The following is a 22,053-nucleotide window of genomic DNA, read 5'->3' on the forward strand; positions in this document are numbered from 1 at the left end:
GCGCCACTGTGGATGCGAAATCAAGCTGCTTTGTCACAAGGTTTGATCAAGTGCCGACAACTTTTCATACGCACTGTCGCGAATGTATTGAGTGGTGTCACTGCGGAGCTTCTCGCACCAAACTCTGATTTGATCCGCGTCGAGATACCTAAGGTCAAGGATGTCAATCGCGCCGTGCCGGTCCTCCGCATGTGACGATGCGAGCAAAGTCACAATTGACTGCACCTCATCGGAATCAAATGCGACCTTCTCGCCTAGCGACTCACGCAGAAGTGCTTGCAGCGGCTCGCCCGCAGCAATGCGTTGGACCAACTCTTTTCTCGCATCACTGGACGACACCATTAGCTTCACAAGAGCCGACCTCGCGGCGCTCGCCACGTCTGAGCGGACGTCACAAGCAGCCGTGAAAAGTACGTTGGTCGCGACTGACTGACCCTCGATCATGAGCTTGAGGATTTTGCCCCTCGGACTTGGTGGGATCACCCCCCCTCCCGTGGGGTACGGGTCCTCGTGCTGCAACCAATGATCATATGCTTGCTTTAGCAACGGCTCCAACGCCTGGCGACGTTCCGCTGTACACGCCTGCACCAACTCAAGGGCAGCCTCAGCGGTATGCGGTTCGTGGAACAAGGAGCGCCTGAGGAGTTCGTCTGCTCGTAACTCGAGAGACGGATCCCAGACCTGTATCAGGTAGTCGAACAGGTGCATGCAGCCCTGATTCAAAGGTTCTTTGAGACGTTGAACAATCAACTCGCGAGCAACGTCTTTTCCGAGAAAGTGCAGGGCTAGATGGGCTGCTCCCGCGAGTCCAAAATCCTGCGCCTTCGCGAAGACCTTCGGCGTCAATTCGGCGGCTTGGGCCGTGGTGAGGTAGTGTTCCGCCAAGTTCGCCGCCAGGTAGACAATCCACCTCGATCGATGAAGCAGGCCTGCTGTCAGCACGTTGACCATCTCGTCAGGCGGATCACCGTGAAAATGAACTGGCGCGTCAACGGCCTCCAGACCCTCGAAGCTACGCATCAAACCACTGGCCGCCTTCAGTGTGGTGATTTTTGTCTGCGCTTCGGCAATTAGTTGCCGGTAGTTGTAGGTGCTCAGATGCGCTGTAAGCGCGATGAGCGCTCTCGCCCCGGTTGCCCCTTCCGCATCCGTTGCCAGAGTCGCAGCTGAAATTTCCATATCCATCAGCCCTGACCCATACCAGAAAGCACTCAGGTGAAGAAATGGAGGCTCTACTGGCTCGGGCGCTTTATAGCCTTGTGGGCAGATGGCTTCCAAGAGCCAAAGCATTTCTCTGCGTCCCTCTTCGAAATACTCTGGGGAGAAGAACCTTGATATCTCGGACCCGTAGCCCGAAAGCTCTACTTCGACACCTGCTTCTTTCAGTATGTAAGAGAGCTCGCTCACGAAGCCCATACTCCGCGCACCAAGAGATTGCTTCACACGCGCAATGAACAATTGCTCGTCCGGCCCTATACCGCGACGAACAGCCTCCTTGGCGGCAGGAAGCAGCACATCCTCCCAAAGCTGACGCGATGGATTATTCACGTTGAAACCCCGATTGAGCCTGATCGTATCCGCTCGCTCCACATACGAATCCATGAAATTGCTCAGTCGCGCGAAGTCCAGCAGCCCAGGGTTGGAACGAATCGTGCACGCCCACCCCACCAGCGCAGTCCACCACTGATCGTGGTCAAGGTGACCTTGGGCGGTGACGTCAGCGCCAGGAAGCTTATCCACAGCAGCCAGAAGAGCTACTCCAGCTTGAAGCGCCTGACCGCTATGAAGGCCAGCGACGGCATACCACGAACGCTTTAGGACGACTTGAGCTGTCGTCTCATCCAGCGCGTCTTTGCTATACCTAGCCCACTTCAGCTCACGATGCGGTTCCGGTGCGGTGTCTTCAAGAGCAAGCCGTACGAGTTCCAGCCCCAATCCGAGCGCGCTAAGAAACACGACGACCTCATACCATTGCCGCAAGGGCTCGATGCGTCGCAACAATTCCAATTGCTCATCTGCTGGCTGCGCCAGGACATACTGGGCTGCTGCAAACTCTCCGAATGTCTTGTGGACAAACGTCAAGGCCTCGGTGGTCTTGAAGCGGACGCGTTCGATAATGCCGCCCGCCTCCCAGAACCTCAGCGCTTCGTCGCAGATTGAACGCGCTTTCAAGGGTGGTTCGGCCAACTGGGGTCCGAGTCTCTCTGCGCACGCAGTCAGCACCGTCTTGAGATCCGCGTACGGGTGTTCGGTGAGCTCCCAGCCAAGTTGCTGTAGAAATGCATTAAGGACAGCAGGGGTGACTTTTCCATCGTTCTGCTTCCTCGCAGCCATCCGCTCAATTAAAGTGAATAGCTGCCCATAGAGACCTTCCCTGGTCTCCGCAGCGACTATTCCGTTGAGCGCTAAGGAGGCTAGGAGAGCAACCAGCAAAGGGCTCCTTGCTGAGAACTGATGCTCGCTCTTGTAATCAAAGTGGCTTGTAGCGGCGGCAGTCGCCTGCTTGATGTTTGCAGTTGCACTGCTCTCACCAGCGTTTACCAATCGTTCTACGCTGCGCTTGGCATCTGACGACTCGATGGGAAGCAGTTCGTAATGCGCCCATGAATTCAGCAGCGCGGTGTCGTAGCCGATTGGCCTCGTGACGACGACGATTCGGCAACGAGGAAATGAGACCGCGAACGCAGCCACGGTATTCGCAATTTGTTCTTGCTCGCCCCCTGCCTCATCCAGCCCATCAAGCAGGAGCGTGAGGTTCTCCAGGCCGATCGTGAGAACGTCTTGCGGTCGCAAGGAGGACCCGTCCAACCCAACGTGCAGGGCTGCATCGAGGCATGTGTCCCCCGCTCGGATGCGCTCGGCCAAAGGGCGCAGACGGACAATCAGGGCGGGTTCGTTCTTGTGCGCGAGGAGACGAGAGATCCGGCGCAGCAGCAGTGTTTTACCCATTCCTGGACCGGCCACCACGACGCAATGTCTCACAAAATAGCCCAGCGTCTCTGCGCTGTAGTCATGTGCTTCGTGTCGCCGCTTGCCTGCCGACGGCCCGTCGTGATATCGACTCAGGGCGTCCTGGAGGCTTGAGAAGCTACCCTCGGAATTGTCACGAGCACGAGCCTTCAACTGGATCCAGTCGTCATCCAGGGAAAAAGTCTTGGCGAAACCGGGGATTTCAAAGGCGCCGGTTGTACTCAGGGTCCAACGGATGAGCTGTTTTGCAAGCACCACCGGGGCCACGCCGCCGGTAGCGGTATCGCGCAGGCCCGGAATAACATTGGCAATCGAAACGGTATCTTGGCGACCGCGCATCTGGATCATGCGCATTCCTTCGGCGGTCAGCTCCTTCCACGCAGCGTTAGGTTGCGCTGTGATGTAGCCCAGATGAGCGATCGCGGCTTGTGAGGAAGCGCCATCTTGGTCTAGAACATGGACGGTTTGGATCCGCACTCGAGCGCAGGCAGTAATCGAGATTCCAGCGTCGTCCAACTTATTGGCAAGGTTGGCACCGTTCGATGAAAGGTCGTCGCGTCGATTCGCCCCGAGCCGCACGAGGTCGCGTGCGAGCTGCTCGCGGATCGACGCACTGGATGACGGCCCGATAGCCAGCACACCATAAAAGCTTGAATCTTCGATCGCGCGGCGACACAGCGCCATCAAAGCATTCCAGAGCTCCGGCCCACTCGTAAGGCGTCGCTTGGCTTGAATTTCAAGACTTTCGCCTCCCACCAGCTGCAAAGCAACGTCGTCGCCTGCACCGCCGGTTTCAGAGGCAATATTGATCGGCGTGTCGTTCGCGCAAGTCGACCAGTGAAGTGGTCGACCACATGCCATGTGAACCATGCAGACAGCGGAAATAGCAGCTTGAAAGGTTAAGCCGCCCGCCGCTGCACTCCCTCCCCAATTTTCACTCGACATCTGATTGCACCTCCGTAAGCAGCATTATGCCGAACGTCGGCGCCACGAAATTGCTCAAGCCGCTTGAGGAAAAGATGTGCGGCACGATCGATACGCTCCAAAGCGAGAGTACGTGCACCGGGACCATCAGCAGCAATAAGCCGCAAAGCAGACGTCGGTCGCCGAAATTTGAACGACCGTAATGGGTGGCGGATTCAACCGGTCACCACTGGCCGTTGCCGGCGGAGGCAACGGCCACTGGAATTGCTCGTTGCTCGTTCAAATTTGTGTTGTCCTGTCGCCCCCCTGAAGACAAGGTTCATCGCCGTTAGCTTGTGTACTGCATTTTTGCGCGACATCGTTAAGAGAGTGAACTGCTCGCAATTATCGACGAAGTGCCGGAATCAAGGTGCTGGTGAGCACGACATGGCCGCAACCAAGGTGGGAATCAGGATTCCCTGAGCATGAATTTTGGATCCTGACAACTTGGTGTGAGCTCTCCGGCAGCCCAAACCACATCAGACCTCCACGTGAACGCAATATGCATCACTCACCGATATCAGACTAAAGGTCACTTTTCTTGAAATTCATATCACAACAAAGATCGGCTGCTTCACATCGACATTTGCCATTGGCGCATCAGATCTAAAGTTATTCTTCCTCCCGCCGATATCAGGAACGGGCATCACATCCCAAAGCACGACAACCCATCAACAATCGAACCAGCCGATGCAGAATAGCGCAAAATCAAACAATCCCAAACCAGTCGACAACAATCCAAGCCCATCTCCGAGTCGACGCGAAAATTTTCGGGACTTATTAAAGAGAGTATTCATATGCACTGCGATGCTGGCGGCACTGATGACTTTAATCCCAGCCAGTTGGCGAACCGTATACCTCACCACAAGCTTAATATTACTAATTCCGACCGTCGGCATAAGAACCTTGCAGATCAACTATCCCGGGAGATTTTTGTTTTCTAATATTCTAAAAATCTCACTAAGTTGGTATGAAGGACTCAGTCGCCATCAGCAACTGTACCTTAACGTTGTACTTTGCATTCCATTTCTGATATACATCTACTTGCTGGACCCCAAGACGCTGTTCGTTCCGCTTCTATTTTTGTTCTACACATACTGCCTCGGCGTAGCGACATATGATATTTGTCGGATATACACTTCACTTTCCAGCACCTTGATTGGAAAAGGCCTCATTGCGATTGCATTTGCCATTGGCTCCAATCTTGCCTTTAGCATCTCAGGAAAAGTCATCGGTGAATTGACTCACGTTCCACCTTCGACATTCCCGCACACCCTGTCATTTCTGGCGATCTTCACCATTCCCTTCCTGTTTGTGGCCGCCGGCGCAATCTATGTGCCACTATCCATATTCCTCACCCCAATCGTGATATACACCTCAAAATTCATGAAGGACTCGCCACGAATCACGAAATGGCTTTTGGGCATTGAGATTAAAAATGAAAGATACCGCTACATAATTGCGACGGTTATTTTTCAAACGATCTTCTATTCCGTGGTTGGAGCCGTTACACCAAAAATTTTTCTGTACGCCCTAGGCGAGAACAATCCAAAAATAGAATGGCTCATTGGCAACTCGATATACGAGTTTGACATGTACCCAGGCGTGGAGTGCAAGATGCCATCCAACTATCGAACGGCGTCCTTAGGTGATGAGAATTATGTTACGGCCGCAAAGGGAGTCACCGGCGTGAAGTTCGAACTTCCACGGAAATGTGCTCTTTAGTCAAAGTTGGCCAAGCGCCGAAATAAGGTACGGCGATTTTTGACTAAGCGGAAGACATAGGCGTCGTAGATGCATAAATTTACGTATTCTGCATTGCGAAATCGGCGCCTAACCTCCGTCTAATCGCCCGTCAATCAGCACGACACCCCCTCTCCGTACCGGCATCCGTCAAACCAACTGTACCGGTACTGTACAGAAAACTGTCGCTAGACTGCCTCCATCCCCCGCCTCACCGATGGAGAGTCACGCAATGGAATTCCTCACCCTGAGCGCGCTGCCCGCCGGCATGCTGTTCGCGCTCGTCACGTCGATCACGCCCGGCCCGAACAACACGATGCTGCTCGCGTCCGGCGTCAACTTCGGCTTCCGCCGCACGATGCCGCATCTGTTCGGCATCAGCATCGGCGTCGCGATCCTGATGCTGTGCGTCGGCTTCGGTCTCGGCGAAGCATTCAAGCGCGTCCCGGCGCTGTACACGATCCTCGAGGTCGCGAGCGTCGCCTACCTGCTGTATCTCGCGTGGCGAATCGGCACGTCCGGCCAGGTCAGCGCGCACGGCGGCAAGGCGCGGCCGATGACGTTCGTCGAAGCCGCCGCGTTCCAGTGGGTCAATCCGAAAGCATGGATGATGGTGCTGACCGCCGCGACGACGGTCCGGCTGTCAGCCGACTACGGGATGAACGCCGCGTGGATGGCCGTCGTGTTCATCCTGATCGGCTTCCCGTGCATCTGCCTGTGGGCGGCGTTCGGCCAGGGCCTGCGACATTTCCTGTCGAACCCGCGCGCGCTGCGCATGTTCAACGTCACGATGGCCGTGCTGTTGATTCTGTCCCTGTATCCGCTCGTCGCGCATCTGCTGGCGCGATAAGCGGCAATGAGCGCGCTCGTTGAGATTCACGGCACGCTGGCGTACGCTTGAATTCCGGGCGTGCAAAACCGCTGCGCCGGTAGAGCCGCTGCTGTCGGGAGACAACGGATGAAGCCAACGCTGAGAGCAGGCGAGCACATCGAAGGAATGCACTGGGTCGCCGAATATCACCAGGAGACCCACCACATCCGGATTCTGCGCGAGGACATCGAGGTCGGCACGTATAGCGCGCCGCCGAGCCTGTTCGGCGAGGAGGACGACGTGGGCGCCCCCAACCTCGCCGATCATCGCAGCCGCGATGCCGCGCTGCTCGCGTATCTGCGCAACTTCGTCAAGGAACACGACGCGGAAGAATAGCGGCGCTGCCCAGCCCTACCGCCCGGCAGCGCCCCGGCTTCCTCGATCAATGTCCGAGCGGCTCCGCGTTGCCCGACGACGGCGCGGCCTCATACGGCCGCGCGGTCTGCTTGATCAGCAGCGCGACGCAGGACAGCACGCCTGCAACGGCGATCGTCGCGAACACGCCCGCGAACGTGAAGTGGCGGCGCGTCAGCTCGGCGACGAGAAACGAACCGGCAATCCCGCCGAAGCGCCCGACGCCGAGCATCCATGCGACGCCGGTGCCGCGCCCCTCGGTCGGATAGAACGCGGCCGCCAGCGCGGGCATCGACGATTGCGCGGTGTTCATCAGTACGCCGGCGACGAACACGATCAGCACGAGCAGCCCGACGTTGCCGACCGCCTGCCCGATCGCGTAGACGCTGACGGCCGTCAGCGCATAGCACACGGCAATCACGCGGTTCGCATTGAAGCGGTCCATCAGCACGCCGCACAGCACGGCGCCGACGCCGCCCAGCGGGAACAGCGCCGAGATCAGCGTCGCGCTTTTCGGGGTCAGGCCGGCCTCCTTCAGCAGGATCGGCATCCAGTTGATCGACGCGTAGAAGATCACGAGGCCCATGAAGTAGGCCAGCCACAGCATCACGGAGCCGACAACGTACGAGCGCGACAGCACGACGCCGATGCCCTTGCTGCCCGTCTGCGGCGCCGTCTCCGTCATCACGAACGAGGCGGCGTTCAGCGCGTCGCGCGAAATGCGCGCCAGCGTCGCGCGGATGCGGTCGACGGGCTGGCTGTTCGCGACCATGAAGCGGACCGATTCCGGCATCTTGACGAGCAGCAGGACGCCGAGCAGCAACGGCGTCACGCCGCCCAGCATCAGCACGCTGCGCCAGCCGAAATGCGGAATCATCCACGCGGCGAGGAAACCGCCGAATGCGGCGCCGAGCGGAAAGCCGCAGAACATCAGGTTGATCACGGTCGCGCGGCGCTTGTCCGGGCAGAACTCGCCCATCATCGTGACGGCGTTCGGCATCGCCGCACCCAGGCCGACGCCAGTGACGAAACGCAGGACCGTCAGCTGTTCGATGCCCGACGAAAACGAGGAAACGAGACACGCCGCGCCGAACAGGAACACCGAGCCGAGCAGCAGCGCGCGGCGCCCGAGACGGTCGGACAGCGGGCCCGACACGAGCGCGCCGCACGCGAGGCCGAACAGCGCGGCGCTGAGCACGGGCGCGAGATCCGGCTTGGTGAGATGCCATTCGGTCAGCAGCGACGGCGCAATGAAGCCGATCGCGGCGGTGTCGAAACCGTCCAGCAGGACGATCACGAAACACATGAGGAAGACGAGCCACTGGAAGCCGCCGAACGGCTGCTCGTTGATGAAGGTCTGTACGTTGACGACCGGGGTGCGATTCATCGCCTGTCTCCTGATATATAAGCGTCGCGGCTCATCGGCCGCGCCTTCCTTTGATTGCGCACCGGATTCGATGCGCTGCGTGCCGATGCACTGTCGGCACGTTTGTTGTCAGCCCGTTCACGCGGGCTTCGTCGTCGGCATCCGGCAGGCCGTCAACCCGCCTCGTCCTGCTCCTTGAAGATCCTGTCCGCGAGATGGAACGCCGAGTTCGCGGCCGGCACGCCGCAATAGATCGCGGTCTGCAGCAGCACTTCCTTGATCTCGTCGCGCGTCACGCCGTTGTTGCGCGCCGCGCGCAGATGCAGCGCAAGCTCCTCGCCGCGATTCAGCGCGACCATCATCGCGATCGTCAGCAGGCTGCGCGTATGGCGCGGCAGCCCGTCGCGCGTCCAGATCTCGCCCCATGCATAGCGCGTGATCAGGTTCTGGAATTCCTCGGTCACCTCGTTGCGGTTCTCGAGCGAACGGTCGACGTGCGCGTCGCCGAGCACCGCGCGGCGCACCTTCATCCCCGCTTCGTAACGTTGCTGGTCATCCATCTCGAGCTCCTCAGGCGGTCAGGAAATCGAGCAGCGCGCGGTTGAAGCCGTCCATGCACTCGATGTTCGAGATGTGCGCGGCGTCGAATTCGACGTGCTTCGCGCCGGGAATCGCCGCTGCGAGCGCACGGCCCTGGTCGGGCGGCGTCGACATGTCGTGCACGCCCGTCACGACGAGCACCGGCAGCGCGATGCCCTTCACTTCGTCGCGCAGGTCGGCCGCGTTCAGCGCGTCGCAGTTCGCCGCATAGCCGTCCTTGTCGGTATGCACGAACGTGTCGCGGATCGCGTCGATCAGGCGCGGCTCGCGCTCGACGAACGCATTCGTGAACCAGCGCGGCAGCACCGCATCGGCGAGTGCGGCCATCCCTTCGGTGCGGGCCTTCTGCGCGCGCGGCGCCCACACTTCCGGCGAGCCGATCTTCGCAGCGGTGTTCGCGAGCACCGCGCGGCCGATCCGCGCCGGGAAGCGCGCCGCGAGTGCCGCGCCCGTCAGGCCGCCCATCGAGATTCCGCAGAAATGCGCGCGTGCGATGCCGACGTGATCGAGCAGGCCGATCACGTCGCCCGCGAGCTGGTCGATCGTGTACGAGCCGGCCGGCGCGGCCGAATGGCCGTGGCCGCGCGTGTCGTAGCGCAGGATGTTGAAATGCTGCGCGAGCGGGCGGATCTGCGGCGCCCACATCTGCAGGTCGGCGCCGAGCGAGTTCGAAAAGACGAGCCACGGCGCGTCGTCGCGCGCGGCGCGATCGATCCGGTAATGCAATTGCACGCCGTTGACAGTGGCGAAAGGCATCAGTGTTCTCCTTGAGAATTCGGGCCCGCATACGCGGCGAGCACGGCGTCGACATAGGCGTGCGCCTCGCCGACGTAATGGGCGGGATCGAGCAGGCTTGCGAGCGCGTCGCGCGACAGATGGGCGGAGACGACAGGATCGGCAGCGAGCACGTCGAACAGCGTCGCGCCCGTGCGCACCGCTTCCTTCGACGCGTGCTCGACGACGTGGTGCGCGTCGAGCCGGCCGATCTTGTCGCCAAGCGCGAGCATCACCGCTTCGCCGAGGATCAGGCCGCGCGTCAGGTCGAGATTGGCGGCAAGGCGTTCGGTGTTGACGTCGAGGCCCGCAACGATCTGCGCGATCTGCGCGAGCGCGCCGCCGGTCAGGCGCGCGAGGTCCGGCAGCGCGTCCCATTCGGCCTGCCAGCCGCCGAGCGCGCGCTCGTGCTCCTGGACCATCCCCGCGAACACCGTCGCGACGAGGCCCGGCGCACGCACCGCGGCGGTCAGCACGGCCGCGCAGCCGACCGGGTTGCGCTTGTGCGGCATCGTCGACGAGCCGCCCTTGCCGGCCGCGGCCGGCTCGCCGAGCTCGCCGACTTCGGTCTGCATCTGCAGCGACACGTCGCGCGCGATCTTGCCGAGCGTGCCGATCAGCATGCCGAAGCACGACGCGGCTTCCGCGATGCGATCGCGCTGCGTATGCCACGGCACCGCGGGCAGCGCGAGCGTCAGGTCGTCGGCGAGCGCCGCTGCCACGCCCTGCGCGTGCTCGCGCAGGCTTGCCAGCGTGCCGGCCGCGCCGCCGAACTGCAGCACCAGCGCCCGCGCGCGCAATTCGGCGAACCGCGCGCGGTGGCGCAGCAGTGCGTCGAGCCATTGCGCGAATTTCAGGCCGAGCGTGATCGGCAGCGCCTGCTGCAGCCACGTGCGGCCGATCGTCGGCGTCGCGCGGTGCGTGCGCGCCAGCGCGGCGAGCGACGCGCAGGCCGTGTCGAGCATCGGTTCGAGCACGTCGAGCGTGTCGCGCAGCTGCAGCACGGTGGCGGTATCGATGATGTCCTGGCTCGTCGCGCCCCAGTGCACGAACTTCGCGGCTTCGGGGTCGTCGGCCTTCACGCGCGCGGTCAGTTGCTTGACGAGCGGAATCGCGAGGTTGCCGCCGAGCGCGGCGTCGCGCGCGAGCGCGTCGGCGTCGAGCTGGTCGGCCCGGCATGCGCGCTCGATCGGCGCGACGGCGGCGGCGGGAATCACCTGCTGCGCGGCGAGCGCGCGCGCGAGCGCCGCCTCGACGTCGAGCATGCGCTGGACGGTCGCACGGGGCGACCAGATCCGGTTGAGCGGCTCGGTGCCGCAGATGAGGGAGGTCAGGCGGGCGCTGTCTTCGAGCATGGCGTCAGGGATGGGAAGCGGCGTGCGGCTATTGTCCACCGAAGCGCGCCGGCGTGCGCTTTGGCGCGCACGCCGGCTGCTTCCGGTTCAGGCCGCAGCCTTCTGCGTCGCGTCGATCAGCGGCACGCCGGTCAGCTTCTGCAGCTCGTCGAACGACAGGTCGGTGAAGATCTCCGTCACCGCGAGGCCGTCGCGCGTCACGTCGAGCACGGCGAGGTCCGTATAGATGCGGCTCACACAGTTGATGCCCGTGACCGGATACGAGCATTGCGCGACGATCTTGCTGTCGCCCTGCTTCGTCAGGTGCTCCATCATCACGAACACCTGCTTCGCGCCGATCGCAAGGTCCATCGCGCCGCCGACGGCCGGAATCGCATCCGGCGCGCCGGTGTGCCAGTTCGCGAGGTCGCCCGTCGCCGACACCTGGAACGCGCCGAGCACGCAATAGTCGAGATGGCCGCCGCGCATCATCGCGAACGAATCCGAGTGGTGGAAATATGCGCCGCCCGTGAGCAGCGTCACGTGCTGCTTGCCGGCGTTGATCAGCTCGTCGTCTTCGTCGCCGGGCGCGGGCGCCGGGCCCATGCCGAGCAGGCCGTTCTCGCTGTGCAGGAAGATTTCCTTGTTCGGGTCGAGGTGGTTGCCCACCAGCGTCGGCACGCCGATGCCGAGGTTCACGTACGCGCCTTCGGGAATGTCCTGGGCGACGCGCTTGGCCATTTCATCGCGGGTCAGTCGTTTCATGTCGGTTTTCCTCGGGTCAGGCAGCTTGGGACGCGGCGCGTTCGGCGGCCAGTTCGGCCGCATGCGCGGCCTGCGGCACCTCGACGATCCGCTGCACGAAAATGCCCGGCGTCACGATGTGCTCCGGGTTCAGCCCGCCGAGCGGCACGACTTCCGACACCTGGACGATCGACACCTTCGCCGCGCTGGCCATGATCGGCCCGAAATTGCGCGCGGTCTTGCGGTATACGAGGTTGCCCCAGCGGTCGCCCTTGTACGCCTTCACGAGCGCGAAATCCGCGTGGATCGGCTTCTCGAGCACGTAGAGCTTGCCGTCGATCTCGCGCGTTTCCTTGCCTTCGGCAAGCTTCGTGCCGTAGCCGGTCGGCGTGAAGAAGCCGCCGATGCCCGCGCCCGCCGCGCGGATGCGCTCGGCGAGGTTGCCCTGCGGCACCAGCTCGAGCTCGATCTCGCCCGCGCGGTACAGCGCGTCGAACACCTGCGAATCGCTCTGGCGCGGGAACGAGCAGATGATCTTGCGCACCCGCTTCGCCTTCAGCAGCGCCGCGAGGCCGGTTTCGCCGTTGCCCGCGTTGTTGTTGACGATCGTCAGGTCGCGCGCGCCCTGCTCGATCAGCGCGTCGATCAGCTCGGACGGCATGCCGGCCGTGCCGAAGCCGCCGATCATGATCGTCGCGCCGTCGTGAACGTCGGCGACCGCCGACTGAAGCGATTCGAAAATCTTGTTGACCATGTCTCTTCCTGATACGTACCCGCGGCACGAAGCGCGGCCTGTCGAGGGGACACGCGCGTCTCGCGTGCCGCGCCGGGCCCGTGTCCGGGCCCGGTTTTGTTCGCTATTCGAACCATGATTCGATTAGCGAACCACGGCCGATCATAGGGTCGCGCACAGCGCGTTGTCAAGGCGGGATGCCTCGGGGGTCTCGTCGTCGAACGGCAGCCCGACGTAGTTCTCCGCGAGCGCCTGGGCGGCGGCCCGGGAACGCGTCACATACTTGAGTTCGGCGAGCTTCAGGCGGTTGACGAACGGCGTGTCGTCCTCGGACGGGTGCAGCATGTTCGTCATGAAGTAGGAGAAATGCTCGGCGCGCCAAATGCGGTCGAGGCAGGTCGCCGAATACGCGTCGAGCAGCGCCGCGTCGCCATCCCGGTAGCGCGCGCCGAGCGCGCGAGCCAGCGCGCGGACGTCGGCCACCGCGAGGTTCATCCCCTTCGCGCCGGTCGGCGGCACGATGTGCGCGGCGTCGCCGGCGAGGAAGAGGCGCCCGTACTGCATCGTCTCCGACACGAAGCTGCGCATCGGCGTCACGCTTTTCTGCGTGATCCGGCCCTCGGACGGCGTCCAGCCCGTGTCGTTCGAGAAGCGCGTGTGCAGCTCGTCCCAGATCCGCGCGTCGGACCATTCGTCGACGTTCTCGTCCGGCCGGCATTGCAGGTAGAGGCGCGTGACGGCGGGCGAGCGCATCGAGAACAGCGCGAAGCCGCGCTCGTGGTGCGCATAGACGAGCTCGTCGAGCGACGGCGCCGCGTCGGCGAGGATGCCGAGCCATGCATACGGGTAAACGCGCTCGAACGTACGCTGCCGTTCGGCGGGAATGGTCTGCCGCGCGATGCCGTGGAAGCCGTCGCAGCCGGCGACGTAGTCGCAGTCGATGCGGTCCGCGCGGCCGTCCGCATGCTTGAAGGTGACGTACGGCTTGTCGCCGTCGACGTCGTGCAGCGCGACGTCGCTCACCTCGAAGTGCATTTCATGGCCGTGCTCGACGCCGGCCGCGATCAGGTCGCGCACCACTTCGTGCTGGCTGTACACGGTGATCGCGCGCCCGCCGGTCAGCCCGGTCAGGTCGATGCGGTGACGCTGGCCGCCGAACAGCAGCTCGATGCCGTGATGCTCGAGCCCTTCGCGGCGCATCCGATCGCCGAGGCCGGCCGCATTCAGCGTGTCGACCGTGCCCTGCTCGAGCACGCCGGCGCGGATCCGGTTCTCGCAGTATTCCCGCGAACGGGCTTCGACGAGCACGGAATCGACGCCTTGCAGGCGCAGCAGATGGGAAAGCAGAAGGCCGGACGGGCCGGCGCCGATGATGGCGACCTGGGTGCGCATTGTTCGTCTCCAGAACATTGGTTCGATTAATGAAACGAATTTCAGCGCTTTCCCGACTATGCGGCAACGCGATTCAGGAGATAACTTGTATACGTCTCGCAAATAGTGGTGCTCTGATGGATGCGCTCGATCTGAACCTGATTCCCTACCTCGTCGCGCTCGACGACACCCGCAACGTGAGCCGCGCCGGCGACCGGCTCGGCGTGAGCCAGCCGCGCGTGAGCGCGGCGCTCGGCCGCCTGCGCGAATACTTCGGCGATCCGCTGTTCGTGCGCACGTCGCGCGGGATGGAGCCGACGCCGCGCGCGCTGGCGCTGCTGCCCGCCGCGCGCGACGCGCTCGCGCAGATCGAGCGCGGCCTCGTCGCACCGCACGACTTCGATCCGGCGGCGAGCACGCATACGTTCTCGATCGCGCTGTCGGACGTCGGCGAGATCGTGTTCCTGCCGAAGCTGCTGCAGGCGTTCGCGACGCGCGCACCGCATGCGAACCTGCGCTCGGCGTCGCTGTCGCATGACGAAGTCGCGCGCGGCCTCGAAGCCGGTTCGCTCGATCTCGCGGTCGGCTACTTCCCCGATCTCGACGGCAACAACTTCTTCCAGCAGCGCCTCTTCACGCACCGCTTCGTGTGCCTGATGCGGCGCGGCCATCCGCTCGAACAGGCGCGGCCGTTCACGGTCGAGCAGTACCTCGCGTGCGGGCATGCAGTGGTGCGCGCGGAGGGACGCAGCCAGGAAGTGCTCGAGAAATATCTCGCCAAGCAGCGGATGCATCGGCGCGCGGTGCTCGAGACGCCGCACTTCATGAGCCTGCCGTTCATCCTGAGCCGCACCGACCTGATCGCGACGGTGCCGCACGCGATCGGCTACGCGTATGCGGCCGAGCACGCGTTCATCACGCCCGTCGAGCCGCCGCTCGCGCTCCCGCGCTTCGACCTGAAGCAGCACTGGCATCGCAAGTTTCACAACGATCCACGCACCGCATGGCTGCGCGGCGTCGTCACGTCGCTGTTCAACGACGAGCAGGACGAGTGGCCGAAGTGAGCCGGCCGTGCGTCCGCCGCGCGACGCACGACCGTCGAAAGCATGAAACAATGCTCCCCATCTCGCCGCCGCCGCAGGCGGCCATACTCGATGGAGCGAATACATGGGTAAAAAATCCTCGCGGCCCGAGCCGGCCGCGTCCCGGCCGAGCCGTTCGGATGCCGAGGAAGCCGTCCGCGTGCTGCTGCGCTGGGCCGGCGACGATCCCGCGCGCGAAGGCCTCGTCGACACGCCGGCGCGCGTCGTGCGCGCGTACGAGGAGTTCTTCGCCGGCTATGCGATCGAACCGCGCGACATCCTCGCGCGCACGTTCAGCGAGGTCGACGGCTACGACGAGATGATCGTGCTGAAGGACATCCGCTTCGAAAGCTACTGCGAGCACCACATGGTGCCGATCATCGGCCGCGCGCACGTCGCGTACCTGCCGAATCACCGCGTCGTCGGCATCTCGAAGCTCGCGCGGCTCGTCGACGCATTCGCGAAGCGTCTGCAGATCCAGGAAAAGATGACCGTGCAGATCGCCGACACGCTGTTCGACGTGCTGCAGCCGAAAGGCGTCGGCGTGATTCTCGAAGCCGCGCACCAGTGCATCTCGACGCGCGGCATCCACAAGCCGGGCGTCGAGATGGTCACGTCGCGCATGCTCGGCACGTTCCGCACCGATCCGTCGACGCGGCGCGAATTCCTGTCGATCGTCGCGAATCCTTCTTCCGTGAACCTGACGAATACGTAAATGGAGCCTACGAAGCAGACGGCGGATGCGCCGGTGGTGCTCGTGACCGGCGCGGCGCGCCGGGCGGGGCGCGCATTCGCCGAGTATTTCGCCGCGCAGGGCTATCGCACCGCGATCCACTTCGACCGCTCGGCCGACGCCGCGCACGCGGCCGCCGACGCGATCGTCGAACGCGGGACGGACGCCGTGGCGCTGCAGGCGGACCTGTCGGACGCCGCGCAGGCGGCCGCGCTGATCGACGCCGTCTATGCGCGCTTCGGCCGCCTCGACGTGCTGGTCAACAACGCGTCGGTGTTCTGGCAGGACCACTTCCCGAGCTTCGACCTCGCCGCGCTCGACCAGGCGTGGGCCGTCAATTGCCGCGCGCCGATCCTGCTCACGCGCGCGTTCTACGAGCGGGCGCGCAAGGCGGGCGCGCAAGGCGTCGTGGTGAACGTGGTCGACCAGAAGATCAAGGAGAACTTCCATCGCGACCACTTCAGCTACACGGTCGCGAAGGCGGCGCTCGGCAACCTGACGCAGATGCTCGCGCTGTCGGCCGCGCCGGTGCTGCGCGTGAACGCGGTGTTTCCGGGCCTGATGCTGCCGAGCGACGACCAGACCCAGGCGGATTTCGAACACGCGAGCCGCGCGTCGACGCCGCTCGCGCGCATCGCGGGGCCGAGCGACGTCGCGCGCGCGATCCTGCTGCTGACCGGAGCCGCATACAACGGCGTGGATTTCGTCGTCGATGCGGGACAGAACCTGATCCGCGTCGATCAGGACGTGCTGTACAAGCACCGTTCGCCGTCAGGCGAGCGCTGACGCGCGCGCCGCCGTTACGGCTTCTCCGCGCGGTCGCCCTCGCGCGCCTTGCTCTGCGCGACGCTCGTGCCGGGCGGCACGCTGTGCGTGAGCCACACGTTGCCGCCGATCACCGAGCCACGCCCGATCGTCACGCGGCCGAGAATCGTCGCGCCCGCGTAGATCACCACGTCGTCCTCGACGATCGGGTGCCGCGCATTGCCCTTGACGAGCGCGCCGTCACCGTCGGCCGGGAAGCTCTTCGCGCCGAGCGTGACGGCCTGGTACACGCGCACGCGCTCGCCGATGATCGCCGTTTCGCCGATCACGACGCCGGTGCCGTGGTCGATGAAGAAGCTCGGCCCGATCTGCGCGCCCGGGTGGATGTCGATGCCGGTGGCCGAATGCGCGATTTCATTGATGAAGCGTGCGAGCAGCGGCACGCCGAGGCGATGCAACGCATGCGCGAGCCGGTGATGCATCATCGCCAGCACGCCGGGGTAGCACAGCAGGATTTCCGTGATGTGCTGCGCGGCCGGATCGCCCGCATACGCGGCCTGAATGTCGCTGACGAGCAGCGCGCGAATCGCCGGCAGCTGCTTGCCGAACCTGCGCGCGATGTCGAACGCGCGTTCGTCGAGTTCCGCGGCCGGCGTATCCTCATGCTCGGGCAGGAACGGCAATGCGCGGCGGATCTGCTCGGAGAGCACGCGCAGCGTGCTCTCCAGCGTATGGCCGACGTAGTAGTCGACAGTCTCGTCGGTCAGGTCCGGCGCGCCGTAATGCGTCGGGAACATCGACGCGCGCAGGCCGGTCACGATCTTGCAGATCGCATCGCGGGACGGGAGCTCACGGATGCCGCGCGGATGGCGCGTGCGATGCAGTTCCTCGCGCGACTCGCGCAAACCGGCGACGATCTCTTCGAGGCCCCACTGACGGGCAAGCGATTTCGACATATGCAAAAGGCAGGCAGCCGGCGCTGCGCGCGCGGCCGCAAATAAAAGTGACGGGTCTGCCAAGATTACCGCGTTTTTCAGCCGGAGGCCGGCGTCAGATCGTGACGCTGCTCGCGTCGATCCAGCGCACCGCCCAGTCGCGTGCGTGCGCGATCGCGGCGTCTGCGTCGTTGAACTGGAGCTCCGACGGGAAGAAACGATTGGCGACGAGTTCCCCGTCGCTCGATCGCGAGATCACGACGTAGGGCTTGAACGAACCGTCGCCGGCGCGCGCGGGCGCGCAGTTCAACAGGTAACCGCGATGCGTGAAGGCAGTAGTCGCTTGCATGAGTCCGCCACCTCAAGTCCCTTTCTTTCTTTTGTTCACGATCTGTCCGCAAGGTGTTGCGGCGCCCTGGTCGGGGCGGAAGCGGCCATGCTGCGTCCCCTGTCGCCGCTTCATCGGAAAAGAATCATACTCTGTAGAAAACGCATCTTCTAGCTGAAATAAATCATGACAAATCAGCGCGCGCCGCACGGCCGCGGCGACCGCGCGCGCGCCTTTTCCCGTCGCGTCCGGAACGGGATTTGCTTCGATCCGGAGAGATTCGCCGCCAGGAGATTCGCGATGCAATCGTCTGCACAAATGCGTTCCGCGCATCCGCGCAGCATCGAGTTGTACAACGACGACGCTCACGACAGCACCGTCGACACGGACGGCAAGAATCGCGAAGCGGCACGCCTCGCGCGGGGCGAGCCGATGTCGCCCGATCAGATCACGACGAGCAATGCGTCGCTCGACAACGCGATGCCCGAATCCGGCGACGGCCTCGCGGGATACGACAGCCGGCCGGGCGGCAATCATCCGGCGCTTGCGCTGCGCGCGGGCTACGTGATGATCGAGAAGGGCTTCGATGCGCCGCAGCCGCTCGACGAAGAGGTCGTGAACCCCGTGCGCCGGGCGCGGGGGCGCGAGCACTGGCCGGGCCATGCGCGCCGGCCGGAACGGGTGATCGAGCTGACGACGACGCCGCGCTAGCGGCGGCGTTTGAAGCAACCGTTTGCACGGCCGTTGCCGCGCGCGTCGCGACGTCGGCGCGGCCGCGAAACGACACGCACCATCATGGCGCGGCGGCGTGCACGCGCTTGCGACCGCGTCCGCGGCAGCAGACATTCGACTGCCCGAACGGCGAACCTGACGGTCAATCCACCACCATCGCGACGCCCGGACGCCGGAAGCTGCGACGCCCCGTCGCACCTTCGCGCTCCCTTCCATCGCCGGCGCCCTGTCCGCCGCTTTCCTAGCATGTTCGTGCCGCATCCGGCATGTCGCCGCGCGGTTTCAACGTGCACATCGTTTGATCGACGTCAGGTCGCGTGACGTCATTTGCGATTCAATGGCGAAGCCCGCGCATCGCCGGTCCGGCGATCGTTGCGCAGGCACCCAATACCGACGTGCTTATCGTCCTGTTGCGGTCCTGTTGCGGTCATGCGGCGGTCCCGCGAAGCAATCGGCCGCGGCTCGCCCGATCGCAACCGACGTCGGCGTCGTGCTGCACGGCAGACGGCACTGCAAGGTCGCCGGCATTCGTTTAACCTGCGTCGCAGCAGCGCTGCCGTGCAACCGGCCTCCGGCCGGTTCCTTTTCAACCCGCATCTCGGAGAAACCATGTACAAGCGTATTCTGGTTGCCGTCGACGGCAGCGATACCTCCCGCCACGCGTTCGATGCCGCGCTTGCGCTCGCGCAAGCGCACGGCGCGCAACTGCAGCCGTATTACGTCGTCGAGAACGCCGCGATCTACTACAACGTGCCCGGCTACGATCCGTCCGTGCTGCGCGATCAGCTCGTCGAGCAGGGCAACGCGCTCGCGAAGGAATACACGCAGCGGATGCAGGCCGCCGGTGTGAAGGGCGAGGCCCGGTTCGGCGAAGCGACGTCGCTCACGGATGTCTCGTCGCTGATCCTCGAAGGCGCGACCGCATTCGGCGCCGACCTGCTCGTGCTCGGCACGCATGGCCGGCGCGGCTTCCGCCGGCTCGTACTCGGCAGCATCGCCGAGCAATGCGTGCGGCACGCGTCGCTGCCCGTGCTGCTGATTCCCGCCGCCGCGCACGCCGGCGAACAGCCGAACTGAACCCGGCCGGCGGCGCGCGCAACGGACGCCGTCGCGCCGCCGGTCATGCCTGCATGCCTATAACGAATCGCGACGTTTTGTCACCCGACCGCCACCAACTTGCGGTGGGACAATGATTCCGTCGATTCAACGCCGGAGAAACCGATCATGTTGACGCCCGTCGCCACACGCCACGCCACCACGACTCACACCGCCAGCTGGGCACCGCGCCAGGCTGCGCACTGCTCGTCGTGCGCGATGCGGCACCTGTGCATGCCGCAGGGCCTGGCGCCCGAAGCGCTCAGCCGCCTCGAGACGGTCATCTGCGCCGCACGCGCGGTCAAGCGCGGCGAAGCGCTGTTCCGCGAAGGCGACGCCTTCGACAACCTGTACGCGGTGCGCTCGGGTTCGCTGAAGACCGTCGCGACGCGCCACGACGGCCGCGAGCAAGTCACCGGCCTGCATCTCGCGGGCGAGGCGCTCGGCCTCGACGGCATCTGCGACGACACGCACCCGCGCACCGCGGTCGCGCTCGAAGACAGCTCCGTCTGCGTGATTCCGTACAGCGCGCTCAAGTCGCTGTGCTCCGAAGCCGGCTCGATGCAGCTGCGCATGCACAAGCTGATGAGCGAGCAGATCGTGCGCGAAACGTCGCAGACGATGCTGCTCGGCTCGCTGAACGCCGAGGAGCGGGTTGCCGCGTTCCTGCTCGACGTGTCGTCGCGCTACCTGAAGCGCGGCTATTCGCCGACGGAATTCAACCTGCGGATGACCCGCGAGGACATCGGCAGCTACCTCGGCATGACGCTCGAAACGGTCAGCCGCACGCTGTCGAAATTCCAGAAGCGCGGCCTGATCGAAATGCACGGCCGCCTCGTGCACATCGTCGACTTCGACGGCCTGCGCCACGTGTGACCCGGAACCCGGCCGCGCGCACCGCGTGCGGCCGGCTGCAGCGCGCGATGCGTTACCGCTCGCGCGTCAATCGAGAAACAGCGCGGCCCGCGCCTTGAGCGCCGCGCTGAAATCGTCGAGCCAGCCGATCGACAGGCGCCAGCTCTGCCAGTACAGCTCGATGTCGACGGTGCGCCCCGCCGACATCTCGATGAGTTCCCCCGCCGCCAGCTGGCGCGCGATCATCCGGTCCGGACACATTCCCCATCCCAGCCCCGTTTCGCACGCGCGCAGATAGCCCGCGACGTGCGGTATCCAGTGCTGCGGCGGATCGAGGTCCGCGCGCGTCACACGCCGGATGAAGCGCGCCTGCAACCCGTCCTTCGGATTGAACATCACGCACGGCGCGCGGCGCAGCGCATCGCGATTGATCCCCGCGCCGAAATAGCGCGCATGAAACTCCGGCGAACACACGGCGTGATAGCGGATGCGCCCGAGCCGCGTCGAGCGGCAGCCCTGGATCGGCTCGGCCTGCGCGGTCACCGCGCCCTGCACGCTGCCGTCGCGGATGCGCGCCGCGGTGTGGTCCTGATCGTCGATCACGAGATCGAGCAGCGTCTCGCGCTCCGCGCAGAACGGCGCCACCGCGTCGATGAACCACGTCGCGACGCTGTCGTCGTTGACCGCGACGCGCAACGTCGGCCAGTCGGCCGCGAGCGCGCCCGGCAGCGCGGGCATCCGCCCGGACAGCTCCGCTTCGAGCAGCTGCACGCGCTCGGTATGGCGGCACAGCAGCGCGCCGGAGGTGGTCGCGACGCACGGCTGCCCGCGCTTCACGAGCACGCTGCCGACGCGCTCCTCGAGCAGTTTCACGCGCTGCGACACCGCCGACGGCGTGACGTTCAGCTCCTTCGCCGCCCGTTCGAACGAACCGTGCCGGATCACCGCCGCGAGCGCGTCGAGCAATGCATAGTCGAGCATCAGATTTCCTTAATCACCATTAGCTGATTTAGCTTTTCTTAGCCGGTCAGTCCCCGCAGACTAGCGTCACTCGATTCTTTCGTCTACTGCTGCCCCATCATGAACTGGCTCGCTTTTTCCCATGGCGCGGCGCTGTGCGCGTCGCTCATCGTCACCATCGGCGCGCAGAACGCGTTCGTGCTCCGTCAGGGCATCATGCGCTCGCACATCGGCAAGATCGTGCTGCTGTGCGCGCTGTCCGACATGATCCTGATCGGCGCGGGCGTCGGCGGCGCGTCGGTGCTCGTCGAACGCTATCCGACGTTCGTCCACGCGGTGCTGTACGTCGGCCTCGCCTATCTCGCGTGGTTCGGCCTCAACGCGTTGCGGCGCGCGTTCAAGCCGGGGCACGCGACGCTCGACGTGCGCGGCGACGGCGTCGCGCCGCCGCCGCAGAGCGGGCTCGCGGTCGTGCTGATGACGCTCGCGTTCACGTGGCTCAACCCGCACGTCTATCTCGACACGTTCCTGCTGATCGGCACGGCCGGCGCGCGCGAGCCGGAAGGCGCGCGGCTCGCGTTCGCAATCGGCGCGATGGCGACCAGCGTCGTGTGGTTCCTCGGCCTCGGATACGGTGCGCGGCTGCTCGCGCCGTGGTTCCGCAAGGCGGTTGCGTGGCGCGTGCTCGACGGCGCGATCGGCAGCATGGTGCTGTTTCTGGCGGCCGTGCAGCTGCGGTGATGCG

The 22,053-nt window shown here is 64.3% G+C and carries 21 protein-coding genes; 10 read left to right on the forward strand and 11 right to left on the reverse strand.

Features of this window, described 5'->3' with window-relative positions; translation table 11 throughout:
• Positions 1–33: 33 nt before the first annotated feature.
• Positions 34–3,915, reverse strand: coding sequence for an NACHT domain-containing protein (locus tag HWX31_RS24310; protein ID WP_174960676.1), 3,882 nt, complete (start codon positions 3,913–3,915; stop codon positions 34–36).
• A gap of 1,062 nt (positions 3,916–4,977) precedes the next feature.
• Here HWX31_RS24310 and HWX31_RS24315 point away from each other — a divergent pair.
• From HWX31_RS24315 to HWX31_RS24325, 3 genes are all read left to right on the forward strand, one after another.
• A complete protein-coding gene (locus HWX31_RS24315; RefSeq protein WP_174960678.1) occupies positions 4,978–5,658 on the forward strand; it encodes a hypothetical protein in 681 nt (226 codons plus the stop codon).
• A 250-nt stretch (positions 5,659–5,908) separates the two neighbouring features.
• The gene (locus tag HWX31_RS24320) at positions 5,909–6,526 is read left to right on the forward strand and encodes a LysE family translocator (protein ID WP_059725764.1); all 618 of its coding nucleotides are present in this window, start codon (positions 5,909–5,911) and stop codon (positions 6,524–6,526) included.
• Between the two features lie 108 nt (positions 6,527–6,634).
• The gene (locus HWX31_RS24325; RefSeq protein ID WP_010093371.1) at positions 6,635–6,883 is read left to right on the forward strand and encodes a hypothetical protein; all 249 of its coding nucleotides are present in this window, start codon (positions 6,635–6,637) and stop codon (positions 6,881–6,883) included.
• 46 nt (positions 6,884–6,929) lie between these two features.
• Here HWX31_RS24325 and HWX31_RS24330 read toward each other — a convergent pair whose 3' ends face one another.
• From HWX31_RS24330 to pobA, 7 genes are all read right to left on the reverse strand, one after another.
• Entirely contained in the window at positions 6,930–8,288 is a 1,359-nt protein-coding gene (locus tag HWX31_RS24330; RefSeq protein ID WP_174960680.1) for an MFS transporter, read from the reverse strand.
• Positions 8,289–8,440: 152 nt separating this feature from the next.
• A complete protein-coding gene (pcaC, locus tag HWX31_RS24335; RefSeq protein ID WP_174960682.1) occupies positions 8,441–8,827 on the reverse strand; it encodes a 4-carboxymuconolactone decarboxylase in 387 nt (128 codons plus the stop codon).
• 10 nt (positions 8,828–8,837) lie between these two features.
• The gene (gene pcaD / locus HWX31_RS24340; RefSeq protein WP_174960684.1) at positions 8,838–9,623 is read right to left on the reverse strand and encodes a 3-oxoadipate enol-lactonase; all 786 of its coding nucleotides are present in this window, start codon (positions 9,621–9,623) and stop codon (positions 8,838–8,840) included.
• A complete protein-coding gene (locus HWX31_RS24345; RefSeq protein WP_174960686.1) occupies positions 9,623–10,996 on the reverse strand; it encodes a 3-carboxy-cis,cis-muconate cycloisomerase in 1,374 nt (457 codons plus the stop codon). The genes pcaD and HWX31_RS24345 overlap by 1 nt, the downstream gene beginning before the upstream one ends.
• A gap of 87 nt (positions 10,997–11,083) precedes the next feature.
• Positions 11,084–11,740, reverse strand: coding sequence for a 3-oxoacid CoA-transferase subunit B (locus HWX31_RS24350; protein WP_095402222.1), 657 nt, complete (start codon positions 11,738–11,740; stop codon positions 11,084–11,086).
• A gap of 16 nt (positions 11,741–11,756) precedes the next feature.
• A complete protein-coding gene (locus HWX31_RS24355; RefSeq protein ID WP_059613633.1) occupies positions 11,757–12,473 on the reverse strand; it encodes a 3-oxoacid CoA-transferase subunit A in 717 nt (238 codons plus the stop codon).
• Between the two features lie 141 nt (positions 12,474–12,614).
• Positions 12,615–13,844: a 4-hydroxybenzoate 3-monooxygenase gene (pobA, locus tag HWX31_RS24360; protein ID WP_174960688.1), complete on the reverse strand. Its 1,230-nt coding sequence runs from the start codon at positions 13,842–13,844 to the stop codon at positions 12,615–12,617.
• A gap of 116 nt (positions 13,845–13,960) precedes the next feature.
• On the opposite strand from pobA, the gene HWX31_RS24365 reads away from it, so the two are divergent.
• The 3 genes from HWX31_RS24365 (at position 13,961) to HWX31_RS24375 (ending at position 16,424) form a co-directional block, all read left to right on the forward strand.
• Positions 13,961–14,887 (forward strand): LysR family transcriptional regulator, encoded by a 927-nt coding sequence (locus HWX31_RS24365; RefSeq protein ID WP_174960690.1) that lies wholly within the window; start codon positions 13,961–13,963, stop codon positions 14,885–14,887.
• A 103-nt stretch (positions 14,888–14,990) separates the two neighbouring features.
• The gene (folE, locus tag HWX31_RS24370; protein WP_059613639.1) at positions 14,991–15,620 is read left to right on the forward strand and encodes a GTP cyclohydrolase I FolE; all 630 of its coding nucleotides are present in this window, start codon (positions 14,991–14,993) and stop codon (positions 15,618–15,620) included.
• Complete coding sequence (locus HWX31_RS24375) at positions 15,621–16,424, forward strand: SDR family NAD(P)-dependent oxidoreductase (protein WP_174960692.1); 804 nt, start codon at positions 15,621–15,623, stop codon at positions 16,422–16,424.
• Positions 16,425–16,438: 14 nt separating this feature from the next.
• Here the strand turns inward: HWX31_RS24375 and epsC are convergent, their stop codons facing one another.
• Together epsC and HWX31_RS24385 are read right to left on the reverse strand one after the other, a co-directional pair.
• Positions 16,439–17,359, reverse strand: coding sequence for a serine O-acetyltransferase EpsC (gene epsC / locus HWX31_RS24380; RefSeq protein WP_059656876.1), 921 nt, complete (start codon positions 17,357–17,359; stop codon positions 16,439–16,441).
• A 94-nt stretch (positions 17,360–17,453) separates the two neighbouring features.
• Positions 17,454–17,687 (reverse strand): hypothetical protein, encoded by a 234-nt coding sequence (locus tag HWX31_RS24385; RefSeq protein WP_010093347.1) that lies wholly within the window; start codon positions 17,685–17,687, stop codon positions 17,454–17,456.
• A gap of 279 nt (positions 17,688–17,966) precedes the next feature.
• On the opposite strand from HWX31_RS24385, the gene HWX31_RS24390 reads away from it, so the two are divergent.
• The 3 genes from HWX31_RS24390 to fnr all read left to right on the forward strand — a co-directional run bounded on the left by HWX31_RS24390 (position 17,967) and on the right by fnr (position 20,369).
• Positions 17,967–18,377, forward strand: coding sequence for a DUF3005 domain-containing protein (locus tag HWX31_RS24390; RefSeq protein ID WP_174960694.1), 411 nt, complete (start codon positions 17,967–17,969; stop codon positions 18,375–18,377).
• Between the two features lie 630 nt (positions 18,378–19,007).
• The gene (locus tag HWX31_RS24395; RefSeq protein ID WP_010093343.1) at positions 19,008–19,475 is read left to right on the forward strand and encodes a universal stress protein; all 468 of its coding nucleotides are present in this window, start codon (positions 19,008–19,010) and stop codon (positions 19,473–19,475) included.
• Positions 19,476–19,622: 147 nt separating this feature from the next.
• Positions 19,623–20,369, forward strand: coding sequence for a fumarate/nitrate reduction transcriptional regulator Fnr (gene fnr, locus HWX31_RS24400; RefSeq protein WP_059488302.1), 747 nt, complete (start codon positions 19,623–19,625; stop codon positions 20,367–20,369).
• Between the two features lie 66 nt (positions 20,370–20,435).
• Here fnr and HWX31_RS24405 read toward each other — a convergent pair whose 3' ends face one another.
• The gene (locus tag HWX31_RS24405) at positions 20,436–21,329 is read right to left on the reverse strand and encodes a LysR family transcriptional regulator ArgP (protein WP_059613650.1); all 894 of its coding nucleotides are present in this window, start codon (positions 21,327–21,329) and stop codon (positions 20,436–20,438) included.
• 99 nt (positions 21,330–21,428) lie between these two features.
• Here HWX31_RS24405 and HWX31_RS24410 point away from each other — a divergent pair, with 99 nt between their 5' ends.
• Complete coding sequence (locus HWX31_RS24410; protein ID WP_059615307.1) at positions 21,429–22,049, forward strand: LysE/ArgO family amino acid transporter; 621 nt, start codon at positions 21,429–21,431, stop codon at positions 22,047–22,049.
• Positions 22,050–22,053 lie beyond the last annotated feature (4 nt).

Source organism: Burkholderia ubonensis (assembly GCF_902833085.1).
GTDB lineage: Bacteria > Pseudomonadota > Gammaproteobacteria > Burkholderiales > Burkholderiaceae > Burkholderia > Burkholderia ubonensis.